The sequence below is a fragment of the Pseudomonas sp. NFACC45 genome, from assembly GCF_900113505.1.
Taxonomy (GTDB): Bacteria; Pseudomonadota; Gammaproteobacteria; order Pseudomonadales; family Pseudomonadaceae; genus Aquipseudomonas; species Aquipseudomonas tehranensis.
Genome location: NZ_FOPO01000001.1, coordinates 576,869 through 593,209, shown reverse-complemented (window position 1 = coordinate 593,209; position 16,341 = coordinate 576,869). Strand labels below are relative to the sequence as shown.

Genomic DNA, 16,341 nt, shown 5'->3' with positions numbered 1-16,341 from the left:
GTGTTCAGCAAGGAGGCAAGATGGCGCTGTGTTTGACGATCACTAGTTATCACAAGATTACCCCGGGCCAGTGTTCTGAGAAGTCCATGGATCAGGGGGTGATGGCAATTGGCCGTAATTCCGATAATGACTGGGTATTACCGGACCCTGAGCGCCTGGTTTCCGGCAAACATTGCGTTATTCAATACAAAGACGGGCGTTATTACTTAACCGATAACAGCACTAACGGTGTGGAATTGGTCAAGGCCGGTGTTCGTTTGCGCAAGGGCAACAGTGAGCCGCTGCAAGACGGCGAAGTTATCCGCATTGGCGATTATGAAATCCAGGCGCGGGTGGATTTCAACCTGCCAGTCTCCGACAGCAATCCGTTTGCTGAGGCGCCCAGCAGCTTCGAAGCCTTGATGGGGCATCAGAGTGCCGGCTTGAATACACCCACGCCGATGCCCGTGGCTCCCCCGGCCCATTTCCAGGGCGCCTCGGCCATGGACACCTTGCCAGACCTGTTCGACTTCCTGAGCCCGAGCAGTGTCCCGCCGGCCACCCAGCCTGACCATGTACCGGCCCAACAGCATGATTTCCGTCCGCCGACGCCCATTGCTCCTCCCAGCCCGCCGCCTGTGATCGAGCCTGTGGCGCAGGCCTCGGCCTCGGTGATACCGGAGGACTGGGACCCGTTCAGCGACAAGCCCGCGCCCGTGGCAGTTGCCCCGATTCCTGTCGCTGCGCCACCGGTTGCGCCACCGCCCGTTGTCGAGCGGCCTGTCGTAGAGCCGCTTGTCGTAGAACCGGTGCCGACACACCCGCCTCAGGTCAGCATAACCGCCGAACCTGCGCCGCTGCGCGAGGCGCCGGTGACCAGCGTTCAAACCCCGGCCACGCCGCCCAAGCCGCTCGACGCCGCCCAACCGGACCTGTTGCAAGTGTTCCTGCGCGGCGCCGGGCTGGACCAGTTGCGCCTGGACCAGGCCCAGGCCGAGGCGCAGATGGAAAGCATCGGGCGCAGCTATCGGCTGATGGTCGAAGGTTTGATCGATGTCTTGCGCGCCCGCAGCAGCCTCAAGGGTGAGTTCCGCATTCAGCAAACGATGATCCAGCCGGTGGAAAACAACCCGCTGAAGTTCGCCCCCAATGTCGAGGAGGCCATGTTGTTGCTGCTGCGTCATGGCAACCAGGCCTTCATGGCGCCGGATGTGGCGGTGCGTGACAGCTTCGACGACCTGCGCGCTCACCAATTGGCAGTGATGGCCGGCGTGGAAGCGGCCATCAAGCATTTGCTGGCGCGCTTTGAACCGGCGCAACTGGAAGAGCGCATGGGCAAGCCCGCTGGCCTGTCGAGCATTTTCAACGGCTCGCGACAGGCGCAGTACTGGCAGCAATTCACCGAGCTCTACAGCAACATTTCCCGGGAAGCCCAGGAGGATTTCCAGGACCTGTTCGGTCGTGAATTCAGTCGCGCCTACGAAGAGCACAGCGCGCGACAGCGCCGCCTATAACACCTTTAAAAGCAATCAACGGATAGCTCAAACGTCATTGAGGACGCAGGATGATTTTCAGGTTTTTACTCGCAGTCGCCACCGGGCTTCTGCTGACGGCATGCGCCAAGGATGCGGCCGATTCACAGTCCGAAGAGGCTGATACCGCTGCCGTCGAACTGCACTTTCACGCCATTGCCGGCCTCAACCCCGGCGCCACGGGTCATCCGGCGCCGGTCCGGGTGCGTATTTTCGAACTGAAAAATGCCGCCACCTTCGCCCGCTCCGATTATTTCGCCCTGGCCGAACGGGCCCAGGCGACCCTCGGCGCCGACCTGATCGATCAGGACGAAGTGCTGATCCAGCCCGGTCAGCAGTTGAGCCTGCAACGCGACCTCGATCCGGCTACCCGCCATATCGGCGTACTGGTGGGCTATCGCGAACTGGACCGGTCGCTGTGGCGCACGGTGATGAATGTCCCGCCGCGCCAATACACCGAATACCAGATCAGCCTCGACGTGCGCGCCGTGCGCAGCGCCGTCGTCGTTCCCCCATCCAGCCCTGCCCAATAAGCAATCGGAGCCCCCATGTCCTGGAACAATCGCGTGGTCTGGTCGGAAGGCATGTTCATTGGAACGCAGCACTTCCAGCAGCATGACCGTTACCTGGAAAACCTCATCGACGCCCGCAGCCGTCCGTTGTCGGCCGGTGCCTGGGGTTTTTCCCAATTGCTGATCGACCAGGGCCTGCTGGCCCAGGGCAAGCTGGCGATCGTTTCGGCGCGGGGCCTGCTGCCGGACGGCACACCGTTCAACATCCCCGAGGATGACCTGGCGCCGCCTGCGCTGAACGTCGATGACAACCTGCGCGATGGTCTGGTGTACCTGGTCTTGCCGCTCAAGCGTGCTGGTGCGCGTGACACCGTTGACGAAGGTGAAGCCCTCGGCGCGGCGCGCTACGTGAGCCAAGTGTGCGAAGTGCGCGACGATAACGCACCGTTCGAGAACCGCGCGCCGGTCGCCTTGGGTTCGCGGGCGTTGCGCCTGTTGACCGCGCAGGACGGCATCAGTGACTACGCCGCCATCGGCCTGGTACGCATCAAGGAAAAACGTGCCGACCGCGCCCTGGTGCTGGACGACAGCTACATCCCGCCGCTGCTGGATGTGGCCGCCTCCAAACCGTTGGCCGCGTTTCGCAGCGAACTGTTGGGCCTGCTCCATCAACGCGGCGAAGCCCTCGCCGGGCGGGTGGTGGCGTCCGGTGCCGGGGGCGCCTCGGAGATCGCCGATTTCATGCTGCTGCAATTGGTCAACCGCGCGCAGCCGCTGATCCAGCACCTGAGCCAGTTGAGCCCATTGCACCCCGAGCGGTTCTACAGCGAGCTGGTCAGCCTGGCCGGTGAGTTCTCGACCTTCACCGCTTCGGGGCGACGACCGCAGGAATATCCGCAATACCAGCACGATGACCTGGCGCTCAGTTACGCGCCGGTCATGCAGGCCCTGCGTGAGGCCCTGTCGATGCTGATTGACAGCAAGGCCACGCCGATTCCGATTGTCGAGAAAGCCTACGGCATCCATGTGGCGATGCTGGCCGACAAGACCCTGCTCGACAGCGCCAGTTTCATCCTGGTGGTGCGTGCCGATGTCCCGGCCGAAACCCTGCGCGGTCGCTTCGGCCAGCAGAGCAAGGTCGGCTCGGTGGAGCACATTCGCGATCTGGTCAACCTGCAATTGCCGGGCATCGGCCTGCTGCCGTTGCCGGTGGCGCCACGCCAGCTTCCGTACCACGCCGGCTCCACTTATTACGAACTCGACCGCGGTAGCGATCACTGGCAGCAATTGAGCAACTCCGGCGGGTTCGCGTTCCACATCGCCGGCCAGTTCCCGGGGCTTAACCTGGCTTTCTGGGCGATCCGAGGATAAACCGCGATGAGCAACGACGATCGTACTCAGTTCATGCCGACGCCCGGTGGTCGTGGCGCCGACCCATTTCGCGCGGATCCTGGCCGTCCGGACTCGGGTCGTCCACAGTCGGCACCCGCACCGCTGTCGATGCCGGCCGCCCCGGTCCTGACCGGCAAGGCCCAAGGCCTCAACCCGCTGGAAAGCGCGGCCGGTCCGCTGCTGGCGCTGTTGACGCGCCTGCGCAACACCATTGCCCATCCGGCTCCGGCCAGCCTGCGGGCGCAACTGTTGGCGTACCTGCGCCAGTTCGAGGAGCGCGCCGAAGCCGCCGGCGTGGTGCGCAATGACGTGCTGCTGGCTCGCTACGCCCTGTGCACCGCCCTGGATGAAGCCGTGTTGAGCACCCCCTGGGGTGGCACCAGCGACTGGGGCAAGCAGAGCCTGCTGATCACCGTGCACAACGAAGCCTGGGGCGGCGAGAAGGTGTTCCAGCTTCTGGAGCATTGCCTGCAAAGCCCACGGGAACGCTTGTACCTGCTGGAGCTTCTGTACCTGTGCATGTGCCTGGGGTTCGAAGGGCGCTACCGGGTGATGAACGACGGGCGCAGCCAACTGGAAGCCTTGCGCGAGCGCACCAGCGCGGTGATCCGCAGCGCCCGTGGCGACTACGAACGTGAGCTGTCGCCGCACTGGCGCGGTGTCAGCGTGGCTCGCGATCGACTGGCGCAATTCATGCCGCCGTGGATCGCCGTGGCCATCGGCGCGGCCTTGTTGCTGGCGCTGCTGTTCGGCCTGCGCATGAAGCTGGCCTCCGATGCCGAGCCGGTGTTCAAGAACATCCATGCCCTGGGGGAAATCCCGGTGCAGGCCATCGACCGCCCCGTGGTGCAGCCCAAAGTGATCGAGCGACCACGCCTGGCCGGTTTCCTGGCCGATGAAATCCGCGCCGGTCGGGTCGCGGTGGAAGACGCCGTGGATCGCTCGGTGGTGACCATCCGTGGCGATGAACTGTTCGCCTCGGGCAGCGCCAGCATCTCCGATGATCTGGAGCCGCTGATGCTGCGCATCGCCGACGCCATTCGCAAGGTCAAGGGCCAGGTCCTGGTGACCGGCCACAGCGACAATCGCCCGATTGCCACCCTCAGGTTCCCATCCAACTGGGCGTTGTCCGAGGCGCGGGCCAAGTCGGTGTTGCAAATCCTTTCAGCCAAGACCGGCCAGGCCGAGCGCTTCAGCGCCGAAGGCCGCAGCGACACCGAGCCGTTGGCGTCCAACGCCACCGCAGAGGGGCGTGCGCGCAATCGTCGGGTTGAAATCACAGTATTGGCGGAGGGGGTCGAGTGAAGGCGTTTTTCAGTTTTATGATCCGCTGGGTCATCCCGCTGCTGGGGCTGATCGCCCTGAGCCTGATCATCTGGTTCGTCGGCCCGCTGCTGGACTGGCTGGTGCCCGAAGGCCGTCGTTGGGCGTTGATCATCCTGGTGTTCGCGGTGTGGATCGCCTACCGGGTGTTTCGCATCATCCAGGCGCGTCGGCAGGCCGCCGAAGTCATGCGCAGCCTGGCCGCGCAAACACCGCCCGATCCCACCAGCATCGCGACGGCCGAAGAACTCGAAACCCTGCGCCAGCGCATGGACGAAGCCTTGGCGCTGTTGAAAAAAGCCAAGCTGGGTGGGGACGAGCGCCGCAACCTCTACGAACTGCCGTGGTATGTGATCATCGGCCCGCCGGGTTCAGGCAAGACCACTGCGCTGGTCAACTCCGGGCTGCATTTCCCGTTGGCCGCGCAACTGGGCGCCGGCGCGGTACGCGGCGTGGGCGGCACGCGTAACTGCGATTGGTGGTTTACCGACCAGGCGGTGCTGCTCGACACCGCTGGCCGCTATACCACCCAGGACAGCGACGCGACTGTCGACAAGGCCGCGTGGCTGGGCTTTCTCGGGCTGTTGAAAAAGCAACGCGCCCGTCGCCCGATTGACGGTGCGTTCATTGCCATCAGCCTGTCCGACCTGCTGCTGGGCAGCGACGCCGAGCGCGCGGCACATGCCGCGGCGATTCGCTTGCGCATCCAGGAGCTGTACACCCAGCTGGGCGTACGCTTCCCGATCTACCTGATGCTGACCAAGCTCGACCTGGTGCCCGGGTTCATGGAGTTCTTCGACAGCCTGAGCAAGGAAGAGCGCGCCCAGGTCTGGGGCATGACCTTCGCCCTGGACGATGGCAAGAGCAACGACAGCCCGTTGGCGCATCTGCAAAGCGAATTCGCCGGCCTTGAGCAGCGCCTCAACGACCGCTTGGTGGAACGCTTGCAGCAAGAGCGCGATCCGGCGCGGCGCGACTTGATCTACGGTTTCCCGCAGCAGTTCGGCGCGTTGAAAGATTGTCTGCAAAGTTTCCTCGAAGGCGTGTTCAAGCCCAACGCCTTCGAAGAGCGTGTGCTGCTGCGCGGGGTGTATTTCACCAGCGGTACCCAGGAAGGCAGCCCGATCGATCGCTTGATCGGCTCCATGGCCCAGAGCATGAACCTGGACCGTCAGCACCTGGCACGCCAGACCGGCACCGGACGCAGCTACTTCATCGAAAAACTCTTCACCGCCGTGGCGTTCGCCGAGCGTGGGTTGGTGGGCGTCGATCCCAAGGTCGAGCGTCGGCGCAAGTGGATCGCCCGGGGCGTACTGGCTTCCACCGTGGCTTTGGTGCTGGTGGTTTCGACGTTGTGGTGGATCAGCTATCGGGCCAACCAGGCGTACATCACCCAGGTCGATCAGAAAGTCGCGCCGCTGGGTCAGGCCGTGCAGAGCCTCAGTCCGGCACAACGCGATGTCCTCGCCGTATTGCCATTGCTCAACGCCGTGAAGCACCTGGCCGACGACGCGCCCGATTGGGCCGAGGGTCTGGGTCTGTATCAAGGCGACATGCTCGAAGCCGAGTCCGGCAGTGTCTATCGCAAGCTGCTGATCGCCGTGTTCGCGCCACGCTTGCTGACACGTATCGAAGAGCAACTGCACAGCGGCGGCAGTTCGGATTTCCTCTATGAAGGATTGAAGGCCTACCTGATGCTCGCTGACAACGAGCACTACGATGCCGACTTCATCAAGGCCTGGGTTGCCCTGGATTGGGACCGCAGCCTGCCGCGTGACCTGCCGGCCGATCAACGTCTGGCTTTGGGCGAGCATTTGCAGGCGCTGTTCGAGCGTCGTCCGCCTACCGCACGCCTGGACCCGCGCTTGATCGAAGACCTGCGCCGGCAATTGCAGCAACTGCCCGTGGCCCAGCGCGTCTATGACCGGGTCAAGCGCCAGAAACTGCCCGAGGGCATCGCCGATTTTCGCCTCAACGAAGCCGCCGGGCGCGACGCCGCGCTGGTGTTCAGCCGCAAGAGCGGCAAACCCTTGGGCGAGCCACTGAGCGGGTTCTTCACGGTCAAGGGCTATCGCCAGGGCTTTTTGCTCACCAGCCTGAACCAGGCTGGAACGCTGGCTGAAGAACAATGGGTGTTGGGTCGCGACGAGGCTGGGCAGCAGGACGTCGCCAGCCTGGCCGCCGAAGTGCGCCGCCTGTATTTCCAGGATTACCAGCGCCAATGGGACGCCTTGCTGGCCGACATTGACTTCGTGCCGATCACCAGCGTGGCCCAGGCCGCCGATGTCTTGCGGGTACTGTCCGGGCCAAGTTCGCCGTTGAAAAAACTGCTGGTGGCGGTGGCGAAAGAGACCGACCTGCAACAGGAGGAACGCTTGCTGGCGGCCCAAGGCGAGCAGGTTGAAGGCGGTGTGGATAAGCTCAAGGAACGCCTGGGCAGCTTGCTCGGCCAGGAACAGGCCGCGCAAAACGCACCCCAGGCCAGCGTTGACCCGGTCACTGCGCATTTTGCCGAGCTCAACAGCATCGTCAGCAAAAGCGAAGGCGAACCGGCGGCCATCGATGGCCTGCTCGCCGACATGAATGCCTTGTACGTGCAGGTCAGCGCCATGGTCGGCGCCAGCGGTGACGCCCTGCTCGGCGAAGCCAAGAATCAGGCCCAGGCCGCTGCCACACGGGTCAGCCTCAACGCCGAACGCCAGCCGCCGCTGGTGCAAGGCCTGGTCAAGTCGGTGGTCAACTCCACCACCAACAGCATGATGGGCGGGGTGCGCAATCAACTGAACGCCGCCTGGACCAGCGAAGTGGTGAACATCTACCGCCAGTCCCTGGCCGGTCGTTATCCCATGTCGCCGGGCAGTGCGCGGGACGCAACCCTGGATGACTTCGGTCAGTTCTTTGGCGTCGGCGGGGTGATGGACAACTACTTCCGCAAATACCTGCAACCCTACGTCGACACCTCGACCCAGGCCTGGCGCTGGCAACCGGGCGCGGCACAGAAACTCGGTATCGCCCCTGGGGTGCTGCAAACCTTCCAGCGTGCGGCCACCATCCGCGATGCGTTTTTCCGTTCCGGCGGCACTCAGCCGCTGGTGCGCTTCGAGCTCAAGCCGGTGGCGATGGACTCGACCATCACCCAGTTTTTGCTCGACCTCGACGGCCAGCAACTGAGCTACGACCACGGCCCGAGCCGTCCGACCGCCATGCAGTGGCCCAACCCCGGCAGCATCGGCGTGGTGCGGATCTCGATCCTGCCGCCCTCGGCCAATGGTCGTTCCGGTATCACCCTGGACGGGCCGTGGGCCTGGTTCCGCCTGTTGGAGCAATCGGACCTGACCGCCGGCAACTCGCCGGACCGCTTCAACCTGCGGCTGCGGGTCGACGGCGCCAGCGCCTCTTACGAGCTGCGGGCCAACAGCGCCTTCAACCCGTTCAAGAGCCGCGTGCTCAGCGGCTTCAGTCTGCCGGAGCGTCTATGAGTACGCCGGGCTTCTATGGAAAGTTGGCCAGCCGCGGGGACTTCGTCAGCCGTGGCTTGCCCCAGAGTTTTATCGGCCCGTGGGACTCGTGGCTGGCGGCGGGGTTGCTCGCCAGCCAGACCGGCCTGGGCGAGCGTTGGCTGGATGCCTATCTGGTCAGCCCGCTGTGGCGCTTCCTGGTCGCGCCCGGGGTCTGTGGGCCCGACGCCGCCGTGGGCGTGGTGATGCCGAGTATCGATCGGGTCGGCCGTTATTTTCCGTTGACCGTCGCGGTGCTACTGGACCCCGACGCGGACCCGGCGTCCGTGGTGGGCGGTGCGGACGACTGGTTCGAACGGGTGGAGAACCTGTTGCTGAGCACGTTGAGTGTGGAGGCCAGTTTTGAGGCGTTCAACGAACAGTTGGAGACCCTCGGCAGCCCGATGTACCTGCCGCGCATGCCGAGCAGCCGCTTTGCCAGCCTGCATCGCTTCGATGCCACCGACCCGCAGCGGCGCATGAGCGCCCTGGCCGAAGCAGCCTGCGAAGGCGTGAGCTTGTGGTGGGGGCAGGGTTCGGAACGTATCGCGCCCGGTTTGATGCGGTGCCAGGGTTTGCCGGCCGCCGCTGATTTTGCGCAATTTTTGCTCGGCCAAGAAGGTGTTGTGTAGATGCGTCCAAGTGCTGGGAAAGCCTTCAAGTCTGCAAGCAAGAGCCACGTCGGCATGGTTCGCCAGGTCAACGAAGACGCGTGCCTGGAACTGCCGGAGAACGGCCTGTGGGTGGTCGCCGATGGCATGGGTGGGCACGCGGCGGGCGACTACGTCAGTAGCCTGATCATCGACAGCCTGCGCGGCATTGCCGCGGGCCGCTCGCTGGACGAATACGTCGCCGCGCTGCACAGCGACTTGCTGCGGGTCAACGCCGCCGTGCGTGAAGAAACCGCCCATCGCGGCGTGACCATGATGGGCAGCACCGTGGTGGTGCTGGTTGCGCGAGACCTGCGCGGCATGTGCCTGTGGGCCGGTGACAGTCGTTTGTACCGCCTGCGCGACGGCAAGCTCGACAGCATTTCTCGCGATCACAGCTACGTCCAGGACCTGCAGGACAGCGGCCTGCTCAGCGAAGCCGAAGCCCGGGTGCATCCACGGGCCAACATCGTCACCCGTGCCATCGGGGTCGAGGCGCAATTGAACCTGGCGATGGTCGAGTTGCTGCTGGTGCCCGGCGACAGCTACCTGCTGTGCAGCGACGGCCTGACCAAGACCGTCGAGGACGATGAAATCCGTGAAGTCCTGAACCACGATGATCCCGGCGAAATCGCCAGCAGCCTGGTGTCCCTGGGCCTGATGCGCGGCGCGCCGGACAACATCACGGTGGTTGTTGTGAAGGTGCCGTCATGAGCTTGACCTTGAACATTGTCATCCCGGGCTACGACATCGAAGGGCCGATCGGTGAAGGCGCGATGGCCAGCGTCTACCTGGCGACCCAGCGTTCCCTGGAGCGCAAGGTGGCGTTGAAAGTCATGGCGGCCGCGTTGGCGGCCGACCCGACGTTCTGCGAGCGCTTCCTGCGCGAAGGCAAGACCCTGGCGCGCCTGTCGCACCCGCACACGGTCACCATCCATGACATCGGCAACGTCGGTGAGCTGTATTACATGGCCATGGAATACCTGCCCAACGGCACGCTCAAGGAGCGCATTGCCGCCGGCCTGTCGCCGGAGCAGGGCCTGATCTACATCCGCCAGATTGCCTCGGCCCTGGGTTACGCCCATGGCTTGGGCCTGGTGCACCGTGACGTCAAGCCGGCCAACATCCTGTTCCGCGCTGACGGTACGGCGGTGCTCTCGGACTTCGGCATCGCCAAGTCCCTGGACGACCGCACCCAATTCACCCAGGCCGGTTTCGCCGTCGGTACGCCCAGCTACATGAGCCCGGAACAGGCTCGTGGGCAAGACATCGACGGTCGCGCCGACCTGTATGCCCTGGGCGTGGTGCTCTACGAAATCCTCGTCGGCAAACTGCCGTATACCGGCAATGACGCGCTGTCCACGGCCCTGGCGCACCTGACCGAACCGTTGCCGGAGCTGCCGGTGCATCACGGTCATTACCAGGACGTGCTGCGCAAACTGCTGGCCAAAGACCCGGCGGAGCGTTTCCCGGATGCAGCGGCGCTGTTGCGGGCCCTGGACAATCTGCCCGAGGAATCGGCGCAAGCGACGTTGATCCGGCCGTTGCCGCTGCCCGTCTCGACCCCAGCCTCCGGCGATGACCTGGCGGGATTGACGCCAGTGTCCATCGACATTCCGAGCGGCCCGGCGCAGCCCACGCCGCCGCCCAAACCGGTTGCGCCGCCCGTGAAACCGACACCGCAGTCCAGCGTCTCGGAGCAACGCAAGGGGCCGGTGTTCGCACTCGCCGCCGTCGCGGTAGCCGTGGCGCTGGCGTTGGGCGGCGCGGGTTATTGGTGGTTGTCGGGCGACGATGGAGAAGACACGCCGCCGATTGTCTCGACACCGCCGGTTAATCCGCCGCCAGTGAAGGCTCCTGACGTTGAAGTGCTCCCGGCAAAACCGCCTGTGGCGACGCAGACCGATGGTGGTCAGCGTCCATTGTTGATGGCTGGCAAGAAAACCCTGTTCCAGCGAGTGCTGAGCAAACCGGGTGCCAAGCTCGCTGAAGAAGCGGGCGCGGCGCCGGGCAAGGCGTTGCCGGCGTTTTCCGTGCTGTACGTGTATGAGCGTAAAGACCTTGATGGCAGCCCCTGGTTGCGGGTTGGCGCGGCCACGGACGGGCGCAGCGACGGCTGGTTGCCGGCCACGCAGGTCAGCGACTGGAAGCAAAGCCTGGTGCTCAAGTTCACCGAGCGTTCCGGCCGTGCGCCGGTGATGTTCCTGCGTCAGCCCGGCGAAGTGGAAAAGCTGCTGGCCGACCCTTCAGCGGCCAGGAATGTCTTGCTCAAGGCCCAGCAGAACCGTGAAGACAACCAGCAAGTGCTGGCCCTGGAACCGGCCGCCAGCGCTGTGCCGCAGAACCAGTTCTACCTGTTGCCGATCTTCGATTCTCGCGAAAGCTTCGACGAGACCGGCCAGCCGGTGCAGTTGCTGAACGTGGCGTCCATCGACCCCGGCAACACGCCGAGGGCTACAACCAACACGCCCATCAGCACCGCCAACGCCGACGCGTTCCGTACCGCCGTGGTGCTGGTGGTGGACACCACCGTGTCGATGCAGCCTTACATCGATCAAGTCCGCGACGTGGTCCACGAACTGCAAAGCCGCATCGCCGAGCGTGGCGAGCTGGACAGTGTCAGCTTCGGCATGGTGGGTTTTCGCAGCAGCACCCAGAAAACCCCCGGCCTGGAGTACGTTGCCAAAACCCTGATCACCCTGGAGCAAGGTCGCGATCCGCAGCGTTTCATGGAGATGGCGCGGCAGGTCAAGGCGTCCACGGTGTCGAGCCACTCGTTCAACGAAGATGCGTTTGCCGGGGTCATGGAAGCCGTTGAAGGCATGGACTGGTCCGGTTACGGCGGGCGCTTGATCCTCCTGGTCACCGACGCCGGCGCCCTGCGCAAGAACGATCCGTTTGCCGCCACGCAAATGAACGAAGCCGAAGTGCGGCAGGCGGCGCTGGGCAAACAGATCAAGATCTACGCCTTGCACCTGCTCAGCGACGCCGGCAAGAAAACCCATGGCGGTGCGCAGAGCCAATATCGCACCCTGACTGCTGACGCCAACCCGCAGATCGGTGACCTGTACATTCCGGTGCCGGGCGCCGATGTGCGCAAGTTTGGTGAGCGCGTCGACGAGATCGGTTCGGTGTTCGCCGACCTGGTCCATCAGGTGCGCAGCAACAAACCGCAAGCTGTTCCGCAGTTGGGCGCCGCGCCGAGCCTGACGGATAAATCGGCGGCGGTGGGCTACGCGATGCACATGGACTTTTTGGGGCGCAAATCTGCCAGCCAGGCGCCGCAACTGGTCAGCGCATGGACCGCCGACCGTGACCTGACCAACCCGGCGCTGCCGGCGTTCCAGGTCTGCGTGATGCTGACCAAGCTGCAGCTCAACGACTTGCAGCAGTCGTTGAAGCTGATCGTCGATGCGGCGCGCAAGACCCAGACGTCGCCCAAGGATTTCTTCCAGGAAATCGCCAGTGCCAGTGCCTACATGAGCCGTGATCCTTCGGCGTTGCGCAAGGGTGGCAACCTGGCTGACGGCGGGATTCTCGGCGAGTACCTCGAAGGGCTGCCGTACCGCAGCAAGTCGCTGAACATGACCCAGGATCTGTGGCTGTCCCTGAGCGTGGCCGAGCAGGAGGATTTCATCGACGAGCTGGATTCGAAAATCCGCCTCTACGAGACCTTCCACAACGATCTGGCCAACTGGGTGCGGTTCGGCGATGCCGAGCCGGGCGATGCCCTGTACCGCGTTCCATTGTCGACGCTGCCATGATGCTGAACATCAGTGCCGTACACAAAAGCCGGGGCGCCGGCAGCCAGCGCTACAGCCTGGTGATTCCACGGCTGCAATTGCGTGCTGGCGAACAACTGGCGGTGGTCGGCCCCAGCGGTTGCGGCAAGAGCACCTTGCTGGATCTGCTGGCCTTGGTGCTGGCGCCGGATCAGGCCGGGCAGTTCGATTTCACGCCGGCCAACACGCCGTTGGACATCGCCGCGCTGTGGCGTGCGGGGCAGCAGGGCGCCTTGGCGGACCTGCGCAGCCGGCATCTTGGTTATGTGTTGCAGACCGGTGGTTTGCTGGGTTTTCTGGACGTGCGCGGCAACATCGAATTGTCGCGCAAACTGCTCGGCATGGCAGATGACGGCAGCGTCACGCGCCTGGTTGGTCAGCTGGACATTACCGATCAACTGGACAAGAAGCCGGCGGATTTATCCGTTGGCCAGCGTCAGCGAGTCAGTTGTGCTCGGGCCCTGGCGCATGGGCCGCGCCTGTTGCTGGCGGATGAACCCACCGCCGCCCTCGATCCGCTGAATGCTGAACGGGTTATGCAGTTGTTGGTGAGCCAGGCCCGCGAACACGGCGTGTGCTGTGTCGTTGCGACTCACGATGAGTCACTGGCTCGCGCCAGTGGTTTGCAGGTGCGGCGCATCAGTTGTCGTCGCGACGGCGATGGCGGCGTCACCGCGACCCTCGGGGAGGCTTGCTGATGCGCGGCGCGCTGGTGGCTTCCCTGGCCTGGCAGGATTACCGCAACGATGCCTGGCTGTCGGCCTGTTCGGTGCTGGCGCTGGTGGCGGTGGTCGCGCCGTTGCTGGTGTTGTTCGGTCTGAAATTCGGCCTGGTCAGCAGCCTCACCGAACGCCTGGAAAATGACCCGGCGACCCGGGAAATCATCCCGTTGGGCGGTGGTCGGTTCAGCGCTGAGTTCGTTGAGCAATTGGGCCGGCGCAGTGATGTGGCGTTTGCCCTGGCCCGCACGCGGCAGATTGCGGCCACTGCGGATTTGAGCAGCGAGGCTGCGCCCGTCACCGTCGAAATGATCCCCACGGCGGCCAATGATCCTTTGTTTGAGCGCCTGCCGGTGCCGCAAGGGCTGGATCAAGTGGTGCTCAGCCACACCGCCGCCGAAAAACTCGGCGCCAAGGCCGGTGATTGGCTGCAGGCCAGTTTCAGTCGGCAGGTGGCCGGTCGTAGCGAGGCGCAGCGCACGCGGGTGCAGGTGTTGCACGTGTTGCCGCTTGAGGCTTTTGCCCGGGATGGTTTGTTCGCGCCGCTGGCGCTACTGGAAGCGGCCGAGGACTACCGCGACGGTCGCGCCGTGCCCGCATTCGGCTGGCCGGGCGATACGGTGGGGCAGAGCGCGCAGCGGGTCTACCCGGCGTTTCGCCTGTACGCCCGCAACCTCGGCGATGTCGAGCCGCTGCGCCAATACTTCGCGGCGCAGAACCTGTTGGTATCCACCCAGGCCCAGACCATCGCACAAGTGCAATCGCTGAGCCGCAACCTGTCGATCGTGTTCTGGATCATCGCCGGGCTGGCGTTGGCGGGAGCGTTCGCGGCGATTTTTGCCGGTGCCCTGGCGGCGGTCGAACGTAAGCGTCGGGAGCTATCGGTGTTGCGCCTGCTGGGGGTTTCCACGGCGGCGCTGTTGATGTTCGTGGTGTTGCAGGCGCTCTACAGCGCCGCACTGGCGGCCCTGTTGAGTGTCGGGCTGTATGGCCTGGCGCAGTCGGGCCTCAATTATTTATTTGCGCAGATGCCGGGCGAGTACGCCAGTCATTTGCTGGTGCATCACTACACCTTGGCCCTGGTGGCCGTGCTCGGCGTCAGCGCCGTGGCGGCGGCTTGTGGTGGCTGGCGGGTGGCGCGCATCCAGGCGTGTGAAGGAATTCGCGATGTATAAGTTATTGAGCGCCGCCGTGGCGCTGAGCCTGGCCGGTTTGACCTGGGCCGATGAAAGCACCGACAAACTGGACAACCCTAAACCGCTGCCCGGTGACGTCAGCCTGCCGCTGCCGTGCGAAGGGCAAATGGTGTTCCGTTATGTCTACATCCTCGCCCAAGGCACCCTGGATGATCGGGAGATCAGCCTTGGCTACCCGTTCAGCGAAGGCGAGGCCGGTTATAAGCAGTCGTTCATTTCCGGTTATCGTCGGGACTTTATCAATGGCCAGTTCACCCTCAAGGACCTGCCCAAGGACTGGAACAAAACCATTGCGCCGTTGATGCCCAAGGCTGACGCCAAGACCCCGCTCAAACCGATGCTGTACTTCATCGGCAAATACGAGGTCACTGCTCGCCAATACGCCCAGGTCATGGCCCAGGCGCAGTCGTTGGCCAGCGGTGAACCCGCGCCGGCCTGCGAGGCGCTGCAAGCGGAGCTTCCACAAGGCATGGCCGGACGGTTGCCCAAGGTAAAACTGTCCAAGTTCGAGGCCGAGCGTTTTGCGGCGGTGTACAGCGCCTGGCTGATGAAATACCACAAAGATCTGCTGCCGGTGAGCGGTCGCGGCACCTCCGCCGAAGACGGCGGGCTGGGCTTCGTGCGTTTGCCCACCGAAGTCGAGTGGGAATTCGCCGCTCGTGGCGGGCAAGCCGTCAGCCGTCAGGATCTGGAGGGGCGCTTGTTTCCCCGGCGCCTGGAAGGCAGTGAAAGCGACGGGCCACTGGCCGACTGGGCGGTGTTCAACCAGGTCGCGGGCGGCACCGGCCAGGCGGCGCGGCTGATGCCCGTCGGCATCAAACTGCCGAACCCCATCGGCTTGTTCGACGTGATCGGCAACGCCGCCGAGATGGTCCAGGAATCCTTCCAGCTAGTGCATGCCGGTCGCCGCCAGGGCGCCTACGGTGGCTTCGTGGTCAAGGGCGGCAACTACCTGGAAGGCGAAGGCACGCTGTTCACCGGGATGCGTCGCGAGTATCCGTTGTTCGCCGCCGACGGCACCGAGCAAAGCAACGAAACCACCGGGTTCCGCGTGGCGGTCGGGGCGTTGTCGGCGCCGCGCTCACGTTACAAAGAGCTGTTCGCCCAATGGGAGAAAGAAGGCCGCCTCGCATCCCTGACCGATGCCATCGATGAAGCCGAAGACCCGACCAAGCGCCTGGATAGCATCATCGCTGCCAGCGTCGACCCGCGCCTGCAAGCCGAGCTGGGGCTGGTCAACGAAGAGCTCAAACGCAATGTCTCGCTCATCGCCCAGCAGCGCGAAGAAGCGGCGGGCAACCTGATCCAGTCGGCCGCCCTGGTGGTCGAGACCATCAATAACTACAACATTCGCCTGACCAATTTGCAGAACAGTCGCCAGCAAGCCGTGGACGCCAAGGACGAGGCCAGCGCCGAGCTGTTCGCCACGGCCATCAACAACGGCCGCAGCGCCCTCGATGGTGCCGTGGCCATTTACATCGACAACCTGGCCACCGGCACGCGTTACACCGATGCCGTGATCCAGGCGCAATTTCAACGCATCAAGGAGGAGTTGGAGCGCAAGCCGGTGCTGGGCAAGAGCCTGGTGGCGCGCGCAACGTTATTCGTTCGCCATGTCGGTCAGTATCGTCAGCAAAAACGAGCCGACCCGGCGGCGATATTGAAGGAACTGCTCGCATCGAGCAGTCAGCGGTCTTGACCGTTGGTTGTCAGCGAGCTTGGAAGGGACTCAGGCGGCGGTGGGCCGTGCTGAGCTGGT

General features: G+C 64.3%; 11 protein-coding genes. All 11 read left to right on the top strand.

All coding sequences use genetic code 11. The features are described from left to right. Positions 1 to 20 precede the first annotated feature (20 nt). The 11 genes from tagH to BM132_RS02640 are packed head-to-tail and all read left to right on the top strand — an operon-like array spanning position 21 to position 16,281. Positions 21 to 1,493, top strand: coding sequence for a type VI secretion system-associated FHA domain protein TagH (tagH, locus tag BM132_RS02690; RefSeq protein ID WP_092452980.1), 1,473 nt, complete (start codon positions 21 to 23; stop codon positions 1,491 to 1,493). 50 nt (positions 1,494 to 1,543) lie between these two features. Beyond that, entirely contained in the window at positions 1,544 to 2,044 is a 501-nt protein-coding gene (gene tssJ / locus BM132_RS02685) for a type VI secretion system lipoprotein TssJ (RefSeq protein WP_092403371.1), read from the top strand. Positions 2,045 to 2,059: 15 nt separating this feature from the next. Continuing rightward, complete coding sequence (gene tssK, locus BM132_RS02680; protein WP_092452977.1) at positions 2,060 to 3,394, top strand: type VI secretion system baseplate subunit TssK; 1,335 nt, start codon at positions 2,060 to 2,062, stop codon at positions 3,392 to 3,394. A 6-nt stretch (positions 3,395 to 3,400) separates the two neighbouring features. Further along, positions 3,401 to 4,720 carry a DotU family type VI secretion system protein gene (locus BM132_RS02675; protein WP_092452974.1) on the top strand — a complete coding sequence of 440 codons (1,320 nt, stop codon included), beginning with the start codon at positions 3,401 to 3,403 and terminating at the stop codon, positions 4,718 to 4,720. Beyond that, positions 4,717 to 8,217 (top strand): type VI secretion system membrane subunit TssM, encoded by a 3,501-nt coding sequence (gene tssM / locus BM132_RS02670; RefSeq protein ID WP_092452971.1) that lies wholly within the window; start codon positions 4,717 to 4,719, stop codon positions 8,215 to 8,217. The genes BM132_RS02675 and tssM overlap by 4 nt, the downstream gene beginning before the upstream one ends. Next, positions 8,214 to 8,867, top strand: coding sequence for a type VI secretion system-associated protein TagF (gene tagF, locus BM132_RS02665; RefSeq protein WP_092452968.1), 654 nt, complete (start codon positions 8,214 to 8,216; stop codon positions 8,865 to 8,867). The genes tssM and tagF overlap by 4 nt, the downstream gene beginning before the upstream one ends. Beyond that, positions 8,868 to 9,599 (top strand): PP2C family protein-serine/threonine phosphatase, encoded by a 732-nt coding sequence (locus tag BM132_RS02660; RefSeq protein WP_092403381.1) that lies wholly within the window; start codon positions 8,868 to 8,870, stop codon positions 9,597 to 9,599. It begins immediately after the preceding gene. Continuing rightward, positions 9,596 to 12,649, top strand: coding sequence for a serine/threonine-protein kinase (locus BM132_RS02655; RefSeq protein ID WP_092452965.1), 3,054 nt, complete (start codon positions 9,596 to 9,598; stop codon positions 12,647 to 12,649). Before BM132_RS02660 ends, BM132_RS02655 begins: the two co-directional genes overlap by 4 nt. Beyond that, positions 12,649 to 13,365, top strand: coding sequence for an ABC transporter ATP-binding protein (locus BM132_RS02650; protein ID WP_092453096.1), 717 nt, complete (start codon positions 12,649 to 12,651; stop codon positions 13,363 to 13,365). The genes BM132_RS02655 and BM132_RS02650 overlap by 1 nt, the downstream gene beginning before the upstream one ends. Next, a complete protein-coding gene (locus BM132_RS02645; protein ID WP_092452961.1) occupies positions 13,365 to 14,561 on the top strand; it encodes an ABC transporter permease family protein in 1,197 nt (398 codons plus the stop codon). The genes BM132_RS02650 and BM132_RS02645 overlap by 1 nt, the downstream gene beginning before the upstream one ends. Beyond that, positions 14,554 to 16,281: a formylglycine-generating enzyme family protein gene (locus tag BM132_RS02640; RefSeq protein ID WP_092452958.1), complete on the top strand. Its 1,728-nt coding sequence runs from the start codon at positions 14,554 to 14,556 to the stop codon at positions 16,279 to 16,281. The genes BM132_RS02645 and BM132_RS02640 overlap by 8 nt, the downstream gene beginning before the upstream one ends. Positions 16,282 to 16,341 lie beyond the last annotated feature (60 nt).

What these genes read in the sequence shown, in the direction of transcription:
- tagH (WP_092452980.1), top strand. Translation starts at nt 21, where the DNA reads ATGGCGCTGTGTTTGACGATCACTAGTTATCACAAGATTACCCCGGGC.
- tagF (WP_092452968.1), top strand. Translation starts at nt 8,214, where the DNA reads ATGAGTACGCCGGGCTTCTATGGAAAGTTGGCCAGCCGCGGGGACTTC.
- BM132_RS02650 (WP_092453096.1), top strand. Translation starts at nt 12,649, where the DNA reads ATGCTGAACATCAGTGCCGTACACAAAAGCCGGGGCGCCGGCAGCCAG.
- BM132_RS02675 (WP_092452974.1), top strand. Translation starts at nt 3,401, where the DNA reads ATGAGCAACGACGATCGTACTCAGTTCATGCCGACGCCCGGTGGTCGT.
- BM132_RS02655 (WP_092452965.1), top strand. Translation starts at nt 9,596, where the DNA reads ATGAGCTTGACCTTGAACATTGTCATCCCGGGCTACGACATCGAAGGG.
- BM132_RS02645 (WP_092452961.1), top strand. Translation starts at nt 13,365, where the DNA reads ATGCGCGGCGCGCTGGTGGCTTCCCTGGCCTGGCAGGATTACCGCAAC.
- BM132_RS02640 (WP_092452958.1), top strand. Translation starts at nt 14,554, where the DNA reads ATGTATAAGTTATTGAGCGCCGCCGTGGCGCTGAGCCTGGCCGGTTTG.
- tssK (WP_092452977.1), top strand. Translation starts at nt 2,060, where the DNA reads ATGTCCTGGAACAATCGCGTGGTCTGGTCGGAAGGCATGTTCATTGGA.
- tssJ (WP_092403371.1), top strand. Translation starts at nt 1,544, where the DNA reads ATGATTTTCAGGTTTTTACTCGCAGTCGCCACCGGGCTTCTGCTGACG.
- BM132_RS02660 (WP_092403381.1), top strand. Translation starts at nt 8,868, where the DNA reads ATGCGTCCAAGTGCTGGGAAAGCCTTCAAGTCTGCAAGCAAGAGCCAC.